Here is a 17,129-nt window from a genome sequence, read left to right as displayed (position 1 = left end):
ATACCGATCATTGGCGCCGGGCGTGCCGCGCCGTGCCGGGGGGAGCGAAGATCATCCCGATGCCGTGCCGAGCTGAGAGGTTGGCGCACCCGGCGGTCGCCCGGCATGGGACGCTGGGGGAGTGAATCCCCAGCTGGCCGACTCCGCTTTTCTCCGCGCCTGCCGGCGCGAGCCCGTCCCGCACACCCCCGTCTGGTTCATGCGCCAGGCAGGACGGTCGCTGCCCGAGTACCGGCGCGTCAGGGAGGGGCTCGCGATGCTCACCGCGTGCGCCACCCCGGATCTCGTCGTGGAGGTCACCATGCAGCCCGTCCGCCGGTACGGCGTGGACGCGGCGATCTTCTTCAGCGACATCGTGGTGCCGCTGAAGGCCATCGGGGTGGACCTCGACATCAAGCCCGGTGTCGGCCCGGTCGTCGAGTCGCCGATCGCCGACCACGCCGGGGTCGCCCGCCTGCGGCCGCTGGAGCCGGACGACGTCTCGTACATCACCGAGGCGGTGGAGGCGCTCGTCAAGGAGCTCGACTCGACTCCGCTGATCGGCTTCGCCGGAGGGCCCTTCACCCTGGCGTCCTATCTGATCGAGGGCGGCCCCTCCAAGAACCACGACCGCACCAAGGCCATGATGTACGGCGAGCCCGAGCTGTGGCACGAGCTGATGGACCGGCTCACCACGATCACCCTGGGGTTCCTGCGCGTTCAGGCCGCGGCGGGCGCGTCGGCGGTGCAGCTGTTCGACTCCTGGGTCGGCGCGGTCGCGCCGCAGGACTACCGGACCTATGTGCTTCCCCACACCAGCCGGATCTTCACGGAGCTGGAGGACCTCGGGGTGCCGCGGATCCACTTCGGCGTCGGGACGGGTGAGCTGCTCGGCCTCATGGGCGAGGCCGGGGCCGACGTGGTCGGGGTCGACTGGCGGGTGCCGCTGGACGAGGCGGCCCTGCGGGTCGGCGCGGGCAAGGCGCTCCAGGGCAACCTCGACCCCGCGATCCTGCTCGCTCCGTGGAAGGTGGTCGACGAGCGCGCCCGCGAGGTGGTGGAGCGCGGCCGGGTGGCGGAGGGGCACGTGTTCAACCTCGGGCACGGCGTGCTCCCGTCCACCGACCCCGGCCAGTTGGCGCGCCTCACCGAACTCGTTCACGAGGTGTCCGCGCGCTGAGTCTCACCGCCCGGGCGGAGGTCCCTCCTGTGGGCCGTCGCCCGGCCGGTCACCGTGCGGCGGGCCGGGTGGCGGCCCTGGAGGTGCCGCAGCGGCCGTTCCCGCAGGCGTTCCTGCGGCCGTTCCTGGGGGTGGTCCGCCCGCCATCACCGGCACGGGCGGCTCGCCGCCCGATCTCTTCGCCGGTGTGCCTGCCGTACGGCGTGGCCTGAGCCGGCGCATGGCCGTGACGACGGCCAGCCAGCCGACGACGGCCACGACCAGCCACGGGAGCAGCGCGCCCAGCACGGCGAGGGCGACGCCGGTCGACGCCACCAGCGTCTCCCAGCCCTTCTCCAGACCCGAGAGGAAGCTCGGCCCCTCCGGCTCGGCGACTTCCGCGGCCTGCGCCGGGGTCGGCGGCAGGACCACGGTGAGCGTGATGGTCGCCATGCCGGTCCGCTCCGACAGCGCCCGCTGCCGGGCCTGCAGCGACTCGAGGTCGGCCTCCCTGCCGGCGATCTCCCGCTCGATCTCCAGGATCTCGCCGATCGCCGTGGCCTTCGACAGCAGCCGGCGGAACTGGGCGAGCGAGGACTCGGCCGACTTCACCCGGCTGGCGACGTCGGCGACCTCCCCGGTGACGTCCTCGGTCCCCTGCTGCTGCGAGATCCGTTTGCCCAGGTCGCGGCCGAGCCGTGCGAGCACGTCCGGGTACTGGGCCGGTGGGACCTTGAAGGTGACGACCGCGATGTCGTTGCCCGGCTGGGAGGTGCTCTTCTCGTCGGATGCGTAGCCGCCGGCCGCGGTCACGATCTGGCGCGCCTTGTCCGCCGTGCCCGTCACGTCCTTGGCCTGCACGGTGAGCTCCGCCGTCTGGACGAGGGACCTGTCCGAGGACACGATCTTGGCGTTGCCCGCCCTGGGCGCTCCGGGACCCGCGGAGGACCCCACGGAGCCCCCGGATGCCACGGATCCCCCGGACCCCACGGGGCCGCCGGCGGCGTCCTCGGCGGTGACCGACTCAGGGGCCACTGGGGCGACCGCCCCGTCGGCCGTGCTCGACATGCCCGACTCTGAGCCGGCGCCGCATCCCGAGATCAGGAAAGCGGTCGCCGCGACGAGGGCGACGCCGTACCGGATTCGTCTCATGTCCTTGAGACGGATCCCCTCACGGGCCGGTTTCGCTACCGGCGTCACGATGCCGTCACGTGTCGATCTCGCTGAGCCATCGCCCGGAGCCCGGCCCGTGACCTTGCACGGCGGTGCCGGGGCCGAAGGAAAGGGACGGTAACTTCAGTCGATATGGAAGGGACCTCTGGCCGTCGTGTGGTCGTCGTGGGGGCGGGCATCGCCGGCCTGGCCGCCGCGTGGCATCTCCACCGCGGCGACCCGACGTTGCGGATCACTGTGCTCGACGGCGCGTCGCGCACGGGAGGCAAGCTGTTCTCCTCTGAGGTCGGCGGCGTGGAGATCGACGCCGGGGCCGAGGCCATGCTCGCGCGGCGGCCAGAGGGCAAGGAACTCGCGCGGCAGGCCGGGCTCGGCGACACGCTCGTGAACCCCGGCACGACCACGTCGGCCATCCTGTCCAGGGGGGCGCTGCGCCTGCTGCCCAAGGGGCACGTGATGGGAGTGCCGTCCGACGTGGCGGCGCTCGCCCGCTCGGGCATCCTGTCGCCCGGAGGTCTCGCGCGGGTGCCGCTCGACCAGGTGCTTCCCCCGACGCTGGTCACGACGGACGTCTCGGTCGCCGCGTACATCAGGGCGCGCGTCGGAGGCGAGGTCGTGGACCGGATGATCGAACCGCTGCTCGGCGGGGTCTACGCGGGCCGGGCCGAGACGCTCTCCCTCGAGGCCACGATGCCCGGCGTCGCGGCGGCGGCCCGCACGGAGCGGTCCCTGCTGAAGGCGGCGAGGGACCTGGCCGCCAAGGCGCCGAAGGACGCGGGCCCGGTCTTCATCACGCTCAAGGGCGGCCTGGGCGGCCTGCCCGGGGCCGTGGCCGCGGCGTCGGGCGCCGAGGTGCGCACCGGGGTGATGGTCCGCGACCTCGTGCGCACCCCGGACGGCTGGCGGCTGATCACCGGGCCCACCCGGGAGGAGGAGGCCGTCGAGGCCGACGCCGTCATCCTGGCCGTGCCCGCCACCGCCGCCGCGCGGCTGCTGGAGCGGGAGGCGCCGAGGGCCGCGGCGGAACTGGCCGGGATCGAGTACGCCAGCATGGCGATCGTCACCCTCGCGTATCCGGCATCCGCCTTCCCCGAACCGCCGTCCGGCAGCGGATACCTCGTGCCGCCGGTCGAGGGCAGGCCGGTCAAGGCCGTGACGTTCAGCACCACCAAGTGGCCGCACCTCGCCGGGGCCGACCCGAACCTGGTCCTCGTGCGCTGCTCGATCGGCCGGCTGGGGGAGGAGGCCCTGCTCCAGCGGGACGACGCCGAGCTCGTGGCCTTCGCGATGAACGAGATGACCGAGACCATGGGGGTGCGCGGGCTGCCGATCGACACCCGGGTCACCCGGTGGGGTGGCGCGCTTCCCCAGTACGACGTCGGTCATCTCGACCGGGTCGCGCGCGTCCGCGCCGCGGTTGCGGACCAACCGGGCCTGGCCGTGTGCGGAGCCGCCTACGACGGTGTGGGCATCCCGGCCTGCATCGCCACGGGCCGTACGGCCGCCGCCCGCGTCCTCGACCACCTCAACGCCCGGTCCACGGCCGGGGCGCGGGAGGAACCGGACGCCTGAGACGGCAGAATGGGGCCTATGACGGACGGCACCGCGCGGCCCAAGGCGCGTGATCTCAACCAGGTAATCCGCTACACGATGTGGTCGGTCTTCAGGCTCCGTGACCAGCTCCCGCCCGGCCGCGAGGCCGTCGCCGGTGAGGTGAGCGAGCTCCTGGAGCAGTCGGCGGGCAAGGACGTGGTGACCCGCGGGTGCTACGACGTCTCCGGCTTCCGGGCGGACGCCGACTACATGTTCTGGTGGCACGCCCCCTCCGCGGAGGACCTGCAGGAGGTCTACACGCGTCTGCGCCGCACCGAGCTCGGCCGGGCCAGCGAGCCCGTCTGGTCGGCGATGGCCCTGCACCGGCCCGCCGAGTTCAACAAGTCCCACATCCCGGCCTTCCTGGCCGAGGAGGAGCCGCGGGGCTTCGTCTGCGTCTACCCGTTCGTCAGGTCGCTGGAGTGGTACCTGCTCGACGACGCCGACCGCAGGCGGATGCTCGCCGAGCACGGCAAGATGGCGCGCGACTATCCCGACGTGCGGGCCAACACCGTCGCCTGCTTCGCGCTCAACGACTTCGAGTGGATGCTCGCCTTCGAGGCCGACGAGCTCCACCGGATCGTCGACCTGATGCGCCATCTGCGCGGAGCCGAGGCCCGGCGGCACACCCGGGTCGAGATCCCCTTCTACACGGGCACCCGCAAGCCCGTCAGCGAGCTCATCGCCGCACTGCCCTGATGAGGGGAAACCGCCGGTGTCACACTGTGATCTTTGTCATACTCGGTGGAAATCCCCTATCCAGGTGAGGCCGCCGTGTCGAGGCATGTGGCACGTTCCAGAGGGCGCCGCCGCAAGACCCGGTCACGCAGCTGGGTCGTCGAGGGGAGCGTCGGCGCGGCGGTGATCGCGACAGCCGTCCTCGTGACGATGGGGCCGGTCCAGCTGTGGCCGTCCGGATCCCGTACGGCCATCGCGCCCGCGGGACCGGACGCGGGGCCGGTCACCCGGATCGACGTCCGCGCGCGGGACGACGCCCCGCGCGAGCCGGACGAGACGGTGGGGATGGCGGCGCCGACGCGGTCGGACTACACCGACGACAAGGCCGTCGCCTTCTTCCGTACCCGATGGCGGGACCGCACGTCGGCCCTGGTCCGCGACATCCGCACGACCGGGGGATACCTGCGGATCTACACCGACCTCCCGGAGGCCGCCGACGACTCCGACGCCGCGATCACGTTGTGCGAGCGGGGGCTGGAGTACCTGGCGGCGGCGGGCGACACCTCGCGGGTCGTCTTCGTCCAGGCCGATCTCGGGGAGAACGGCAACCCGGTCCTCGCCAACGTCCTCGGCCCGGATGATCCCGACTGTCAGGTCACCAGCCCCGAGCCCCGGTGACGCCGTACGGCGTGGCGCCTGTGCGTGCACGCCGTACGGACCGGGTCACTTCTCAGGTCACTCCGCGGGCGTCAGGGTCAGCGACACCGAGTTGATGCAGTAGCGGTCGTCCGTGGGAGTGGGATAGCCCTCCCCGTGGAAGACGTGCCCGAGGTGGGAGTCGCACCGGGCGCAGCGGACCTCCACCCTGCTCATTCCGAGGGAGTCGTCCTCGATGAGGGTCACCGCCTCCGACTTCGACGGTTCGAAGAACGACGGCCATCCGCAGTGGGACTCGAACTTCGTGTCCGAGCGGAACAGCTCTGCTCCACACGCGCGGCACGTGTAGACGCCCGTCGTCTTGGTGTCCACATACTCACCGGTGAAGGGCCGCTCCGTCCCGGCCTGCCGGAGCACGCGGAACTCCTCGGGCGACAACTGCACGCGCCACTCGGCGTCGCTCTTGACCACCTTGTCCATGTTCACCAGCCTAAGCGCGGCCGCCCCCTGTGGGGATTACGTACTAAGAACCACGCGCACCCGGGGGATCTTCCCGCAAGAGTTCTTTCCGGCGAAGCATCCATTCGCCATTCTTTTTGCGTCTTCACTGGTGAGGAGGCCGTCCGACCATCCGTTCCGGAGGGGGCCGGCCTGTCCCGCCGTCCCGGCGGCGAAGCGCCCTACCCGTGCTGGGCGCCGCCGGACGGCAAGAGGATGCCGCCCGTCCGGGCGGCCCGTCGTGTCCGTCCCGTCGCGGGGGAGACGGCGCTCGTCACGTGAGCGCCGTCCACGCCGCGGCCACGGGCCCCGCGCCGGGTGGGCGGGGTGGCTCGTGGGTGCTCCCGGTCCGGCCGCCGTTGGCAGCCCGGGACGGACCCTCTTTCCCGCCTCTTCCGGGGTAGTGTCCGAGCCATGGCATCGCCGTACATCGAAATCGACGCCGGTGGACGGACCGTCAAGGTCACGAACCCGGACAAGGTCTACTTTCCCGCCGCCGGGGCCACCAAGCGCGACCTGGTGGAGTACTACATCAGCGTCGGCGACGGCGTGCTCCGCGCGCTCGGCGACCGGCCCACGTACCTGAAACGGCATCCGGACGGCGTCGAGTCGGAGGCGATCTACCAGAAGCGGATGCCCAAGCATCCCGACTGGATCGAGACGGCCACCGTGCGCTTCCCCAGCGGCCGCACGGCCGACGCCTTCTGCCCGACCGAGGTCGCCGCCTTCGCGTGGTGCGCCAACCTCGGCACGATCGACTTCCACCCCTGGGCCGCGCGCCGGCCCGACCTGGAACATCCCGACGAGCTGCGCATCGACATCGACCCGCAGCCGGGGACGGGGTTCGAGGAGGCGCGGAAGGTCGCGTTCACCGCCAGGGAGGTCCTCGGGGAACTGGGCGTCGAAGGCTTCCCGAAGACGTCGGGGAACCGCGGCATCCACATCACCATCCGCGTCGAGCCCCGCTGGTCGTTCGTCGACGTCCGGCACGCCGGCATCGCCCTCGCCCGCGAGGTGGAGCGCCGCCGTCCGGACCTCGCGACGACGGCCTGGTGGAAGGAGGAGCGCGGCGAGCGGGTCTTCATCGACTTCAACCAGAACGCGCTGGACCGCACGGTGGTCGGCGCCTACTCGGTCCGCGCCCGCCCCGACGCCCGCGTCTCCGCGCCGGTGACCTGGGACGAGCTGGAGGACTGCGACCCCGGCGACTTCGACATCAGGACCATGCCGGAGCGGTTCGCGAAACTGGGCGACGTCCACCGGGGCATCGGCGACCAGGTGTTCGCCCTCGACACGCTGCTGGAGTGGTACGCCGCCGACGACCGGGGCGACATGCCGTACCCGCCGAACTACCCCAAGATGCCGGGGGAGCCCAAGCGGGTCCAGCCGTCGAAGGCGAGGCCGTCCGCCGGCGAGGCGGACGCCTGAGCCCGCGCCAGGAATCATCGGTCGACGCTCCCGGTCCGGTCGACGCCCCCGGTCCGGCCGGCGTCTACGGCCCGGTCAGACGTGGCGGTCCACCATGGTCGCGACCACGAGCACCAAGGCCGCGACCAACCCGACCCTGATCATCGTCCCGACGCCGCCCCAGGCCGTGGAACGGAGTTTGGGGAGGCCCTCCACCGCCTTCCGCCAGTCCCGCCACGCGTTGAGCATGAGCTGGAACTTGCGCCCCGCGACGAACAGAGCGATGCCGATGGCGATGAAGAGCAGGATCCGGCCGTCCGACGAAGCCTCCATCGGCGCTCCTTACGGGGGGCGATCACGTACTCACTCACCGTACGCCTCGGCAGCTCACGTGGCCACCGGGTATCGAACGTCCGGGACGCCGCCGAAGCGTGGCCCCGGGGCCGGGAGGTCAGGGGTCGCGGGGGAGGCCGAGGGCGCGCTCTCCGATGATGTTCAGCTGCACCTCGGTCGTGCCGCCGCCGATCGTGAAGGCCCTCGTGGTGAGGATCATCCGGCTCCAGTGGGGGTCGGAGGGGTTCAGCGACCAGCAGAACTCCGAGACCCGCTGCGCCTGGCCCATGCCGAGCAGTTTGCGCACGCTGGAGGCGGCGCCGGAGTCCGTCCCCTCCAGCCGGGCCAGGGTGACCCGCAGCCCGAGGGCGGAGATGGCGTGACCCTCGGCGTAGAGCCGGCCCGCCTCCTCGAGTTGTGACTCGCGCAACGGCCCGGCCTTGGCGAGATGGGCGGCCATGTCGCCGTGCTGCGAGCCGGGGCCCCAGGAGTCGCCGAGGGACACCCTCTCGTGCGACAGGGTGTCCCTCGCGACCCGCCATCCCTGGCCGGGCTCTCCGACCACCAGCGAGTCCGGCACGAAGACGTCGTCGAGGAAGACCTGGTTGAAGATCTCGTCGCCGTTGATCTCCTTGAGCGGGCGGACCTCCACACCCGGGGAGGACATGTCCACGAGGAAGTAGGTGATGCCCTCGTGTTTGGGCGCGTCCGGGTCGGTCCTGGCCAGGCAGATCGCCCAACGGGCGTACTGGGCGAGGGACGTCCAGATCTTCTGGCCGCTGATGAGCCAGCCGCCCTCCGCCCGTACCGCCTTCGTCGTCAACGACGCGAGGTCGGAGCCCGCCCCCGGCTCGCTGAACAGCTGGCACCAGACGATCTCGCCTCTGAGCGTCCCGGGGAGGAATTCTTCCTGCTGCTCGCGGGTGCCGTACCGGACGATGGAGGGGACGGCCCACGCCGCGATGCCGAGGTTGGGGCGGCCGAGATGCCGGAACTCCTGCTGGATGATCACCTGTTCCAGCGGCGAGGCGGCCCTGCCCCACGGCTCGGGCAGGTGCGGAATCATCCAGCCTCCGCTCGCGAACCCGGCACGCCGCTCCGCGGGATCCAGCGCGCCGAGCCGGGCCGCCTCCGCGCGGATCCGCTCCCGCAGCGGCAGGGCCTCGTCGGGCAGGTCGGGCTCGAGGTCCCTGCGGCCGCCCGCCATCGCGAGGCGCGTCACCTGACCGGCCCACACCCCGGGATCGCCCGCCAGCGCGCGGAGCGCGAGGGCCCGCCGGTAGTACAGATGGGCGTCGTGCTCGAAGGTGTAGCCGATGCCGCCGAGCACCTGGATCGCGCCGGCCGCGCAGCGCACCGCCGCGTCCGGGGCGACGACGGCCGCCCCCGCTGCGGCGATCCGCGTTCCGTGGCCGTCCTCGACGGCGCGGGCCGCGTCCCACACGGCCGCCCTTGCCTGCTCCAGCGCGACCAGCATCGAGGCGCAGCGGTGCTTGACGCCCTGGAACTGCCCGATGGGCCGCCCGAACTGGACCCGGGTCCTGGCGTACTCGGCCGCCGTCGACACGGCCCACGCCGCGACCCCGCAGGCCTCCGCCCCCGCGAGCACGGCGATCACGTCGCGGACCGTCGCCGAGGTCACGTCCGGCAGAACGCGGTCCTCGTCCACGTCGTCTGCGGCGTGAACGGACACGTGGACGAGCCCGCGGGTGAGGTCGAGGCCGGCGGCCGCCTCGATCGTGACGTCCGCGGCGTCCAGGACCGCCCAGCGGCCGCCCACGGGCGTGATCACGATGCCGGCGTCGGGCTCGCCGAGGGCGAGCCCCTCCTGGGAGGTCTCCGGGAACGCGACGGCCGCGGTGAGCGAGCCGTCGGCCAGCCGGGGGAGCAGTTCGGCCCGGAGGGCCTCCGTCCCCGATCCGGCGACGAGGGCTGACGCGATCACCGTGGGCAGGAACGGGCCGGGGGCGCAGCGTTCGCCGAGCACCTCAAGGACGACGGCCAGTTCCGGCGTCCCGAACCCCTGCCCTCCGTGCTCCTCGGGCAGGTGCAGGCCGAGCAGCCCCTGCGCGGCCAGGTCGTCCCAGAACTCGCGGTGGTCGGCGGCTCTGACGGGGATCCGCCGTTCGGCGAAACGCCGTACGGACGCCGCGAGGTCCCGGTGGTCGGTGGTCAGCCCGATGCCCATGCGCGCACTGTAGATCGCCGTCCGGCCCCGCGCCAGATCGCCGGCGGCCCTCCGGGCGCTACCAGCGGATCGTCGTCGTGATCAGCATGACGAGCACGAAGGTGGACATGCCCGTGACGCCGTGCAGGAGGATGGCGAGCATCGGGCGCCTGCTTCCCGCGCCCCGCGCGTGGCGCCCTCCGCCCAGCCAGCGCGTCAGCATCGTGAATCCGAGCAGCGCGACCGCGGTGATCACGACCAGGGCGGCCCAGGCGTAGGTCTCGTCGTGGGTGACGAGGAAGACCACCCACAGGACGAGCCCGGCGACGGCGAGGACCGGGTGGCCGACGATCAGAGTGCGGGGATAGCGGGTGACCTTGGTGCCCTGCGGACGCAGGCCGCCTTCCGCCAGCCACCGGATCATGAGGTACAGCCCGGCCAGGGTAGAGACCAGCCATACGGTGAGTGCGGCGAGTTGCACGGGCCCTCCGACAGGTTTCCGAACTTGCCTGTGAGGTCTTTTGTCAATTCGCCGCGATCTCACACCCTGTGACATCGAACCGTTATCGGCTCGTCTCCGCCGTGCCGGTCTGTCGCCCGCGTGTGCCACTGTAGAAACCGTGCGCCGTATCCATCCCGACGTCGAGGACGATCCCGATCTGGTCGTCTCCTACGCCTGCCCGCGTGACGAGTGGCTGAGACTCAACATGGTGGCCAGCGCCGACGGCGCGGCGTGGATGAAGGGTCTGTCCGCCGGGCTGTCCGGCGAGGGCGACAGGAAGATCTTCGGCGTCCTGCGCGGTCTCGCCGACGTGGTCCTCGCCGGGGCGGCGACCGTCCGCACCGAGGGGTACCGCCCGGCCCGCCCCCGCGAGTCGTGGTCCGCCCTCAGGCAGGGCCGCCCGCCCGCGCCGCCCATCGCCGTCGTGACCCGGCAGCTCGACCTCGACCTCGGCGGTCCGCTGTTCACCGAGGCCGAGCCGTACGCGCGGCCCATCGTCATCACCACGGAGGCGGCCCCGCTGGACCGCCGCGAGAAGGCGGCGGAGAACGCCGACGTCGTCATCGCCGGAGACGACCGGGTCGACCTGGCCCGCGCCGTCCGCGAGCTGCGCCGCAGAGGGCTCGGCAGGATCCTGTGCGAGGGCGGTCCGCGCCTGAACGCGCAGCTCGCCGCCGCCGGGCTGGTCGACGAGCTCTGCCTGTCGTTCAGCCCCGTGCTCCTCGGGGGGGACGCCGCCCGGATCCTCAACGGCGTGGGGTCGCAGACTCCCCTCGTGCTCGCCCAGGTGCTGGAAGAGGACGGCTTCCTCTTCTGCCGATACGTCAGGGAGGTCCAGGATGGCACTGCCGGTTGAACCGCCGGTCTCGCCGATGCTCGCGAAGGCGGTCAAGGGCATGCCGCCCCAGGACGGCTCGCTCTACTACGAGCCGAAGTGGGACGGCTTCCGCTGCATCGTCTTCCGTGACGGCGACGAGGTCTATCTCGGCAGCCGCAACGAGCGGCCGTTCACGCGCTACTTCCCCGAGCTGGTCGAGGCGGTGAAGAAGGAACTTCCGCCGCGCTGCGTCGTCGACGGCGAGATCATCATCATCCAGGGGGACGCGCTCCAGTTCGACACCCTCCAGCAGCGCATCCACCCGGCGGCCTCGAGGGTGAAGCTGCTGTCTGAGCAGGTGCCCGCGTCGTTCGTGGCCTTCGACCTGCTGGCCCTCGGGTCCGAGAACCTCATGGAGGAGCCGTTCTCGGTGCGCAGGGCGCGGCTGGAGGAGATCCTCACCGGGGCGGGCGACTCCGTGCGGCTCACGCCCGTCACGCAGGACGACAAGGTGGCCGCCGAGTGGTTCGACATGTTCGAGGGCGCGGGGCTCGACGGCATCGTGGTCAAGCCGGGCGACCTGCCGTACGCGCCGGACAAGCGGGTCATGTTCAAGGTGAAGCACGAGCGCACGGCCGACTGCGTCGTCGCGGGCTACCGGGAGCACAAGTCCGGTCCGATCGTCGGCTCCCTGCTGCTGGGGCTGTACTCGCCGGACGGGCGGCTGCACCACGTGGGCGTGGCGGCGTCGTTCCCCATGAAGCGGCGGGAGGAGCTCGTCGCGGAGCTCGCGCCGTACCGGCTGGACGATCTCAGCGAGCATCCCTGGGGCGCGTGGGCCGAGTTCGCGCAGGGCGGATCCGACGGTCAGCGGCTGCCTGGCGCGGTCTCCCGGTGGAACGCGAAGAAGGACCTGTCGTTCATCCCGCTCCGGCCCGAGCTGGTGATCGAGGTGGCTTACGACCACATGGAGGGTGACCGGTTCCGGCACACGGCCCAGTTCCGCCGCTGGCGCCCGGACCGCACGCCGTCCTCCTGCACCTACGAGCAGCTGGACAGGCCGGTCCGGTACGACCTCGGCGAGATCCTGGCCAAATAGCCGTCAGCCCGTGAGGGCCCGGACGCCGGCGGTGACGACCACGGCGACCGCCACCACCACGAGGAACGGTGCCCGCAGGAGCAGGGCCACCGCGGCCCCGGCGAGGCCTGCCGCCCGGGCGTCCACGACCAGCGCGCGCCCCTCGCCGAACGTCTGCAGCGCGATGAGGGCGGCGAGGGTCGCGATGGGTACGAGCGCCGCCAGCCTGCGGATCAGGGGCCGTTCCAGGACTGAGGCCGGGACGGACAGGCCGAGCACCTTCACGGCGTAGCAGCCCGCGGCGACGACGGCGATGGCGGCCCAGATCATGAGTTGTCTCCTCGGCGGCGGGTCACGATGAGGACGGCCGGCGCGGCGAGCGCCGCCACGAGCACGGGCACTCCGGCGGGCACGACGGGCAGGCAGAGCAGTGCGAGCACGGCGGCGACGGCGGCGGTCACCGGCTCGGGCCGGTCACGGACCCGTCGCCACGATCCGCTCGAGCCCGTGCCGCGCGTCATCGACGCAAGGAGGGCCAGGAAGGCCGCCGGGCCGGCGGCGTCGATGCCCCAGGCCGACGGATCGCCGAGCGCGGACGCGCCGAGGGCGCCCACCAGGGTGGTGACGTTCCAGCCCAGGTAGAGGCTCACGCCGGTGACGGTGAAGCCGAGGCGCGCGGAGGCGCGGTCCGGCTGGGCGAGGGCCACGGCCGAGGTCTCGTCGATCACCCACTGCGCGGCCAGCGGGCGGACCTTCGGGGGCAGGTCGAGCAGGTGCGCCAGCCGCAACCCGTAGAAGGCGTTGCGCGCCCCGAGGAAGAGGGCGCCCGCGGCGGCGGCGAACGGGGCGCCGCCCGCTCCGATGGCCGTGACGAGGGCGAACTGCGACGCGCCGGTGAAGACCAGCAGCGACAGGACGCAGGTCTGCGCCGTGCTCATTCCGGCTCCCGCCGAGGTGACGCCGAAGGCGAAGCCGGACAGGCCGACCGCGATCCCCACGCCGAGGGCGTCGCGGACGACCGCGGCTCGCGGCTTGGCGGGAAGGGAGGCCGGGGTGGGGGATGCGGTCACCCGGCTGACGTTAGGTCCGCGGCCTTTCGGGTGTCTTGTACGTTCTTGCGCTCCCGGCGGTAGGCGCCCGGCGGTACGCCGACGATGCGGGTGAAGTGCCGGTTGAGGTGCGGCTGGTCGGTGAAACCCACGGTCACGGCGGCGTCCGCGGGCGACACGCCGGAGTCGAGGAGGTGCCGGGCCCGCCGCACCCTCGCGTCGGTGAGCCACGCGTGGGGCGGCATGCCGTACGCGTCGCGGAAGGCCCGCAGCAACGCGAACGGGCCGGCGCCGAGCTCGGCGGCGAGTTCCCGCAGGGACGGAGGCGCGGCCATCCTGGACTCGAGGATCTCCCTGGCCCGCGACGCGTCGCGCGGGGCCGCGGCCCGGGCGGGGCGGGCGGGCAGGGACGTCCCGCTGGAACGCAGCAGCCGGGCCACCACCAGGCGGAGCATCGTGTCGGCGGCGAGCGCGTTCTGACCGTCGGCGGCCCGGAGCACCTGGGTGATCAGGCGCACGGCATGCGGATCGTGGGTCACGGCGACGGAGAAACCGGGGTTCCCGCGGATCGAGGTCGTCTCCGCGGCGATCTCGCCCACGACGGCCGCCGACGGATAGATCACGCTGTACGTCCAGCCCTCCGGCACGCCCGCCTGGCCCGTGTGCACCGTGTCGGGGTTGACCAGCGCGAGGTGGCCCGCGCCCGCGCGCTCGATCGAGTCGCGGTGGTGGAACTCCTCGACGCCCGAGGTGATCGCGGCGATGACGAACGACTCGTGCGTGTGCCGGGCGAAGGTCTTTCTGACGTAGCGGGCGTCGAGCAGGTCGACTCCCGGCAGCCCGGGATGCCGCCAGTGCCGTGCCCGCTCCCGTCCGCTCATCGCCGCGCCGGCTCCCATGCGTTCAGCCGCGCCGGCTCCCATGCGTTCAGCCGCGCCGGCTTCCATGCGCTCATCGCCGTGCCCGCTCGAGTGGCCGGCCCCCGCGGGCTCATCGCCGTACCCCTCGCGTGGGCCGCTTGCGTGCGCTCATCGCCGTGGGTCAGCCTTCGCCGGCGCGGCGCAGGAGCTGGAGCGACCGGGCTGTGACGGGCACCTTGGCGCCCGCGGGGAAGGTCTCCTCGCCGGCCGCCTCCTCCCGGGGGCTCTCGTCGGCCGTGTCGAGGACGAGGTGCCATGCCTGGCCGAACTCGGCGCCGGGGAGGTTGAAAGTGAGCTCGTCGTGATGGGCGTTGATCAGCATCAGGAACGAGTCGTCCCTGATCCTCTCTCCGCGCTGCCCGGGCTCGCTGATCGCCTCTCCGTTCAGGAACACCGCGAGCGACTTGGCGTAGCCCGCGTTCCAGTCGGAGTCCGCCATCTCCTGGCCCGACGGCGTCAGCCACACGATGTCGCGCGTGCCGTCCTGCACCCGGCCGCGGAAGAACCTGCGCCGGCGGAACACCGGATGCTCGCGCCGCAGCGCCGCCAGCGCGCGGACGAACTCCAGGAGGTCCTCCTCCTGCTTGACCAGCGACCAGTCGATCCAGGACGTCTCGTTGTCCTGGCAGTAGGCGTTGTTGTTGCCGCCCTGGGTCCGGCCGAACTCGTCGCCGGCCAGCACCATCGGGACGCCCTGGGAGACGAAAAGGGTGGCCAGGAAGTTGCGGCGCTGCCGCCGGCGCAGCCGTACGATCCCGGGGTCCTCGACGGGGCCCTCGGCGCCGCAGTTCCACGAGCGGTTGTCATCGGTGCCGTCGCGGTTGGCCTCGCCGTTGGCGTCGTTGTGCTTGCGGTTGTAGGAGACCAGGTCGGCAAGGGTGAAACCGTCGTGACAGGTCACGAAGTTGATCGAGGCCACGGGGCGGCGGCCGCTGGTGGCGTAGAGGTCGCTCGACCCGGTCAGCCGTGAGGCGAACTCGGGCATGGTGCGGGAGCTGCCCCGCCAGAAATCCCGGACGGAATCCCGATATTTGCCGTTCCACTCCGTCCATAAGGGCGGGAAGTTTCCGACCTGATAGCCGCCGGGACCGACGTCCCACGGCTCGGCGATCAGCTTGACCTGCGAGATCACCGGGTCCTGCTGGATGAGGTCGAAGAACGCGCTCAACCGGTCGACGTCGTGCAGCTCGCGGGCGAGCGCGGCGGCGAGGTCGAAGCGGAAGCCGTCCACGTGCATCTCGAGGACCCAGTAGCGCAGCGAGTCCATGATGAGCTGCAGCGCGTGGGGCGAGCGGACGTTCAGCGAGTTGCCGCAGCCGGTGTAGTCGAGGTAGTAGCGGCGGTCCTCGTCGCGCAGCCGGTAGTAGGCGACGTTGTCGATGCCGCGGAAGCCGAGGGTCGGGCCCATGTGGTCGCCCTCGGCGGTGTGGTTGTAGACGACGTCGAGGATGACCTCGATGCCCGCCTCGTGCAGCGCGCGGACCATCGCCTTGAACTCCTGGACCTGCTCGCCGCGCTGCCCGGCACTGGAGTAGGCGTTGTGCGGCGCGAGATAGGCGATCGTGTTGTAGCCCCAGTAGTTCGTGAGCCCGCGGGCCACCATCGCGTGCTCGGGCACGAACTGGTGGACCGGCATCAGCTCGACGGCGGTGACGCCGATCGACTGCAGGTGCTCGATGACGGCGGGGTGGGCGAGGCCGGCGTACGTGCCGCGCTGCTCCTCCGGCACCTTCGGATGCCGGATGGTCAGGCCGCGCACGTGGGCCTCGTAGATGACCGTCTCGTGGTACGGAGTGCGGGGCGGCCGGTCGTTGCCCCACTCGAAGAAGGGGTTGACGACGACGTTCTTCGGCATGTAGCGGGCGGAGTCGTCGACGTTCAGCCGGGCCGGATCGGTGAAGTGGTAGGAGAACAGGGACTCGTTCCATCGGACCGAGCCCTCGACGGCCTTGCCGTACGGGTCGAGCAGGAGCTTGGCGGGGTTGTTCCGGTGGCCGTGCCCCGGCCGGTACGGCCCGTGCACGCGGAAGCCGTACCGCTGACCGGGCATGATCCCCGGCAGGTAGCCGTGCCAGACGAACCCGTCGACCTCGGGGAGGTCGATGCGGCTCTCCGCGCCGTCGTCGTCGAACAGGCACAGCTCGACCCGCTCGGCCACCTCGGAGAACACCGAGAAACTGGTGCCCACTCCATCCCAGGTGGCTCCCAGCGGGTACGGCTCTCCTGGCCAAACTTCACGCATGTGACCTCATTCTCCACTCCCGCGGTCGATCGCGCACCTGGAGAGGTACGACGCGGTCGGAGACCTCGTCAGGAAACCCTCACCGGGCCCATCGCCGGGAACGTCCTCGGTAGATCATCACCGGAAAGCTTTCCTGGAAACCGCCGATCGAACATTGTTCTGGACCGTCTTCTGCCGGGGGACGGGGTCGGCCCGGGGTAGACGCGCGAGAGCCCCCACCGGACCGCGTCCGGAGGGGGCTCTGCCCGGCTGTCGGGGGAGATCAGCCGACCAGCTCGGCGTTCAGGGTGATCGTCGTGCCGGTGAGGGCCTTGCTCACCGGGCAGTTGGCCTTGGCCGTCTCGGCGGCCTGCTGGAAGTCCTCGGCGGACAGGCCGGGGACCTGGCCGCGGACCGACAGCACGATGCCGGTGATGCCCTCACCGGGCTGGAAGGTGACGTCGGCCTTGGTCTCGAGGGACTGCGGCGGGGTGCCCGCGCCGGCCAGGGCGTGGGAAAGGGCCATCGAGAAGCAGGAGGAGTGGGCGGCCGCGATCAGCTCTTCGGGGCTGGTCTTGCCGTTGGCCGTCTCGGAGCGGGAAGCCCAGGTGACGTCGAAGGTGCCGACGCCGGAGGTGTCCAGCGAGACGACGCCCGAGCCGTCGAGGAGAGCGCCCTTCCACTGCGTGGTCGCGGTACGCGTGGTCGCCATGGCGATTGTCCCTTCATCGGTTAAGTCACATCCAGGAGCGAGCTTAGAGCCTCCCCATGTGGTGATCATGCACAGGTTCGCCCAAGCCCCTCCCACCCTGCCCCCCTGTTGGTGGTGATCATGCACAGGTTCGTGGATGTGCCCTCTGAGCAGCCCAAATCTTGGGTGTGATCATGCATGGCTTCG

The 17,129-nt window shown here is 71.8% G+C and carries 17 protein-coding genes; 7 read left to right on the top strand and 10 right to left on the bottom strand.

Annotated elements, in window-relative coordinates; genetic code table 11:
* Positions 1-121: 121 nt before the first annotated feature.
* Positions 122-1,159, top strand: coding sequence for a uroporphyrinogen decarboxylase (gene hemE, locus Pka01_RS14130; protein WP_203883180.1), 1,038 nt, complete (start codon positions 122-124; stop codon positions 1,157-1,159).
* A gap of 3 nt (positions 1,160-1,162) precedes the next feature.
* Here hemE and Pka01_RS14125 read toward each other — a convergent pair whose 3' ends face one another.
* Positions 1,163-2,290: a DUF4349 domain-containing protein gene (locus tag Pka01_RS14125; protein ID WP_203883179.1), complete on the bottom strand. Its 1,128-nt coding sequence runs from the start codon at positions 2,288-2,290 to the stop codon at positions 1,163-1,165.
* 153 nt (positions 2,291-2,443) lie between these two features.
* Here Pka01_RS14125 and hemG point away from each other — a divergent pair, with 153 nt between their 5' ends.
* The 3 genes from hemG (at position 2,444) to Pka01_RS14110 (ending at position 5,260) form a co-directional block, all read left to right on the top strand.
* Positions 2,444-3,883 (top strand): protoporphyrinogen oxidase, encoded by a 1,440-nt coding sequence (gene hemG, locus Pka01_RS14120; RefSeq protein WP_203883178.1) that lies wholly within the window; start codon positions 2,444-2,446, stop codon positions 3,881-3,883.
* An 18-nt stretch (positions 3,884-3,901) separates the two neighbouring features.
* A complete protein-coding gene (gene hemQ / locus Pka01_RS14115) occupies positions 3,902-4,603 on the top strand; it encodes a hydrogen peroxide-dependent heme synthase (protein WP_203883177.1) in 702 nt (233 codons plus the stop codon).
* 87 nt (positions 4,604-4,690) lie between these two features.
* Positions 4,691-5,260, top strand: coding sequence for a hypothetical protein (locus Pka01_RS14110; protein WP_203883176.1), 570 nt, complete (start codon positions 4,691-4,693; stop codon positions 5,258-5,260).
* Between the two features lie 57 nt (positions 5,261-5,317).
* Here Pka01_RS14110 and msrB read toward each other — a convergent pair whose 3' ends face one another.
* Positions 5,318-5,719, bottom strand: coding sequence for a peptide-methionine (R)-S-oxide reductase MsrB (msrB, locus tag Pka01_RS14105; RefSeq protein ID WP_203883175.1), 402 nt, complete (start codon positions 5,717-5,719; stop codon positions 5,318-5,320).
* A 432-nt stretch (positions 5,720-6,151) separates the two neighbouring features.
* Between msrB and ligD the strand changes: the two genes are divergently transcribed.
* Complete coding sequence (ligD, locus tag Pka01_RS14100) at positions 6,152-7,165, top strand: non-homologous end-joining DNA ligase (protein WP_203883174.1); 1,014 nt, start codon at positions 6,152-6,154, stop codon at positions 7,163-7,165.
* Positions 7,166-7,240: 75 nt separating this feature from the next.
* On the opposite strand, the gene Pka01_RS14095 is transcribed toward ligD, so the two are convergent.
* The 3 genes from Pka01_RS14095 to Pka01_RS14085 all read right to left on the bottom strand — a co-directional run bounded on the left by Pka01_RS14095 (position 7,241) and on the right by Pka01_RS14085 (position 10,125).
* Positions 7,241-7,477, bottom strand: coding sequence for a hypothetical protein (locus tag Pka01_RS14095; RefSeq protein WP_203883173.1), 237 nt, complete (start codon positions 7,475-7,477; stop codon positions 7,241-7,243).
* Positions 7,478-7,595: 118 nt separating this feature from the next.
* Positions 7,596-9,665: an acyl-CoA dehydrogenase family protein gene (locus Pka01_RS14090; protein ID WP_203883172.1), complete on the bottom strand. Its 2,070-nt coding sequence runs from the start codon at positions 9,663-9,665 to the stop codon at positions 7,596-7,598.
* 58 nt (positions 9,666-9,723) lie between these two features.
* Positions 9,724-10,125, bottom strand: a complete 402-nt coding sequence (locus tag Pka01_RS14085) for a hypothetical protein (RefSeq protein ID WP_203883171.1) — start codon at positions 10,123-10,125, stop codon at positions 9,724-9,726.
* Positions 10,126-10,264: 139 nt separating this feature from the next.
* On the opposite strand from Pka01_RS14085, the gene Pka01_RS14080 reads away from it, so the two are divergent.
* Both Pka01_RS14080 and Pka01_RS14075 read left to right on the top strand, forming a co-directional pair.
* Entirely contained in the window at positions 10,265-11,002 is a 738-nt protein-coding gene (locus tag Pka01_RS14080; RefSeq protein WP_239114962.1) for a pyrimidine reductase family protein, read from the top strand.
* Complete coding sequence (locus tag Pka01_RS14075) at positions 10,986-12,062, top strand: ATP-dependent DNA ligase (RefSeq protein ID WP_203883170.1); 1,077 nt, start codon at positions 10,986-10,988, stop codon at positions 12,060-12,062. The genes Pka01_RS14080 and Pka01_RS14075 overlap by 17 nt, the downstream gene beginning before the upstream one ends.
* A 3-nt stretch (positions 12,063-12,065) precedes the next feature.
* Here Pka01_RS14075 and Pka01_RS14070 read toward each other — a convergent pair whose 3' ends face one another.
* From Pka01_RS14070 to Pka01_RS14050, 5 genes are all read right to left on the bottom strand, one after another.
* Complete coding sequence (locus Pka01_RS14070) at positions 12,066-12,371, bottom strand: AzlD domain-containing protein (protein WP_203883169.1); 306 nt, start codon at positions 12,369-12,371, stop codon at positions 12,066-12,068.
* Positions 12,368-13,111, bottom strand: coding sequence for an AzlC family ABC transporter permease (locus Pka01_RS14065; RefSeq protein ID WP_239114961.1), 744 nt, complete (start codon positions 13,109-13,111; stop codon positions 12,368-12,370). The genes Pka01_RS14070 and Pka01_RS14065 overlap by 4 nt, the downstream gene beginning before the upstream one ends.
* Positions 13,108-13,971 carry an AraC family transcriptional regulator gene (locus Pka01_RS14060; protein WP_239114960.1) on the bottom strand — a complete coding sequence of 288 codons (864 nt, stop codon included), beginning with the start codon at positions 13,969-13,971 and terminating at the stop codon, positions 13,108-13,110. Before Pka01_RS14060 ends, Pka01_RS14065 begins: the two co-directional genes overlap by 4 nt.
* 160 nt (positions 13,972-14,131) lie before the next feature.
* Positions 14,132-16,252 (bottom strand): glycogen debranching protein GlgX, encoded by a 2,121-nt coding sequence (gene glgX, locus Pka01_RS14055; RefSeq protein WP_203883167.1) that lies wholly within the window; start codon positions 16,250-16,252, stop codon positions 14,132-14,134.
* A gap of 262 nt (positions 16,253-16,514) precedes the next feature.
* Positions 16,515-16,943, bottom strand: a complete 429-nt coding sequence (locus Pka01_RS14050) for an OsmC family protein (RefSeq protein WP_203883166.1) — start codon at positions 16,941-16,943, stop codon at positions 16,515-16,517.
* Between the last annotated feature and the right edge of the window lie 186 nt (positions 16,944-17,129).

Source organism: Planotetraspora kaengkrachanensis, from assembly GCF_016862895.1.
GTDB lineage: Bacteria > Actinomycetota > Actinomycetes > Streptosporangiales > Streptosporangiaceae > Planotetraspora > Planotetraspora kaengkrachanensis.
The sequence above is the reverse complement of the archived record's forward strand: the minus strand, read 5'-3'. Positions and strand labels throughout refer to the sequence as shown.

Bases quoted from the DNA above. Each gene is read 5' to 3' on its own strand.
- hemQ (WP_203883177.1), top strand. From the start codon at position 3,902: ATGACGGACGGCACCGCGCGGCCCAAGGCGCGTGATCTCAACCAGGTA.
- Pka01_RS14050 (WP_203883166.1), bottom strand. From the start codon at position 16,943: ATGGCGACCACGCGTACCGCGACCACGCAGTGGAAGGGCGCTCTCCTC.
- Pka01_RS14090 (WP_203883172.1), bottom strand. From the start codon at position 9,665: ATGGGCATCGGGCTGACCACCGACCACCGGGACCTCGCGGCGTCCGTA.
- ligD (WP_203883174.1), top strand. From the start codon at position 6,152: ATGGCATCGCCGTACATCGAAATCGACGCCGGTGGACGGACCGTCAAG.
- Pka01_RS14125 (WP_203883179.1), bottom strand. From the start codon at position 2,290: ATGAGACGAATCCGGTACGGCGTCGCCCTCGTCGCGGCGACCGCTTTC.
- Pka01_RS14070 (WP_203883169.1), bottom strand. From the start codon at position 12,371: ATGATCTGGGCCGCCATCGCCGTCGTCGCCGCGGGCTGCTACGCCGTG.
- Pka01_RS14060 (WP_239114960.1), bottom strand. From the start codon at position 13,971: ATGAGCGGACGGGAGCGGGCACGGCACTGGCGGCATCCCGGGCTGCCG.
- msrB (WP_203883175.1), bottom strand. From the start codon at position 5,719: ATGGACAAGGTGGTCAAGAGCGACGCCGAGTGGCGCGTGCAGTTGTCG.
- Pka01_RS14075 (WP_203883170.1), top strand. From the start codon at position 10,986: ATGGCACTGCCGGTTGAACCGCCGGTCTCGCCGATGCTCGCGAAGGCG.
- Pka01_RS14095 (WP_203883173.1), bottom strand. From the start codon at position 7,477: ATGGAGGCTTCGTCGGACGGCCGGATCCTGCTCTTCATCGCCATCGGC.
- hemG (WP_203883178.1), top strand. From the start codon at position 2,444: ATGGAAGGGACCTCTGGCCGTCGTGTGGTCGTCGTGGGGGCGGGCATC.
- glgX (WP_203883167.1), bottom strand. From the start codon at position 16,252: ATGCGTGAAGTTTGGCCAGGAGAGCCGTACCCGCTGGGAGCCACCTGG.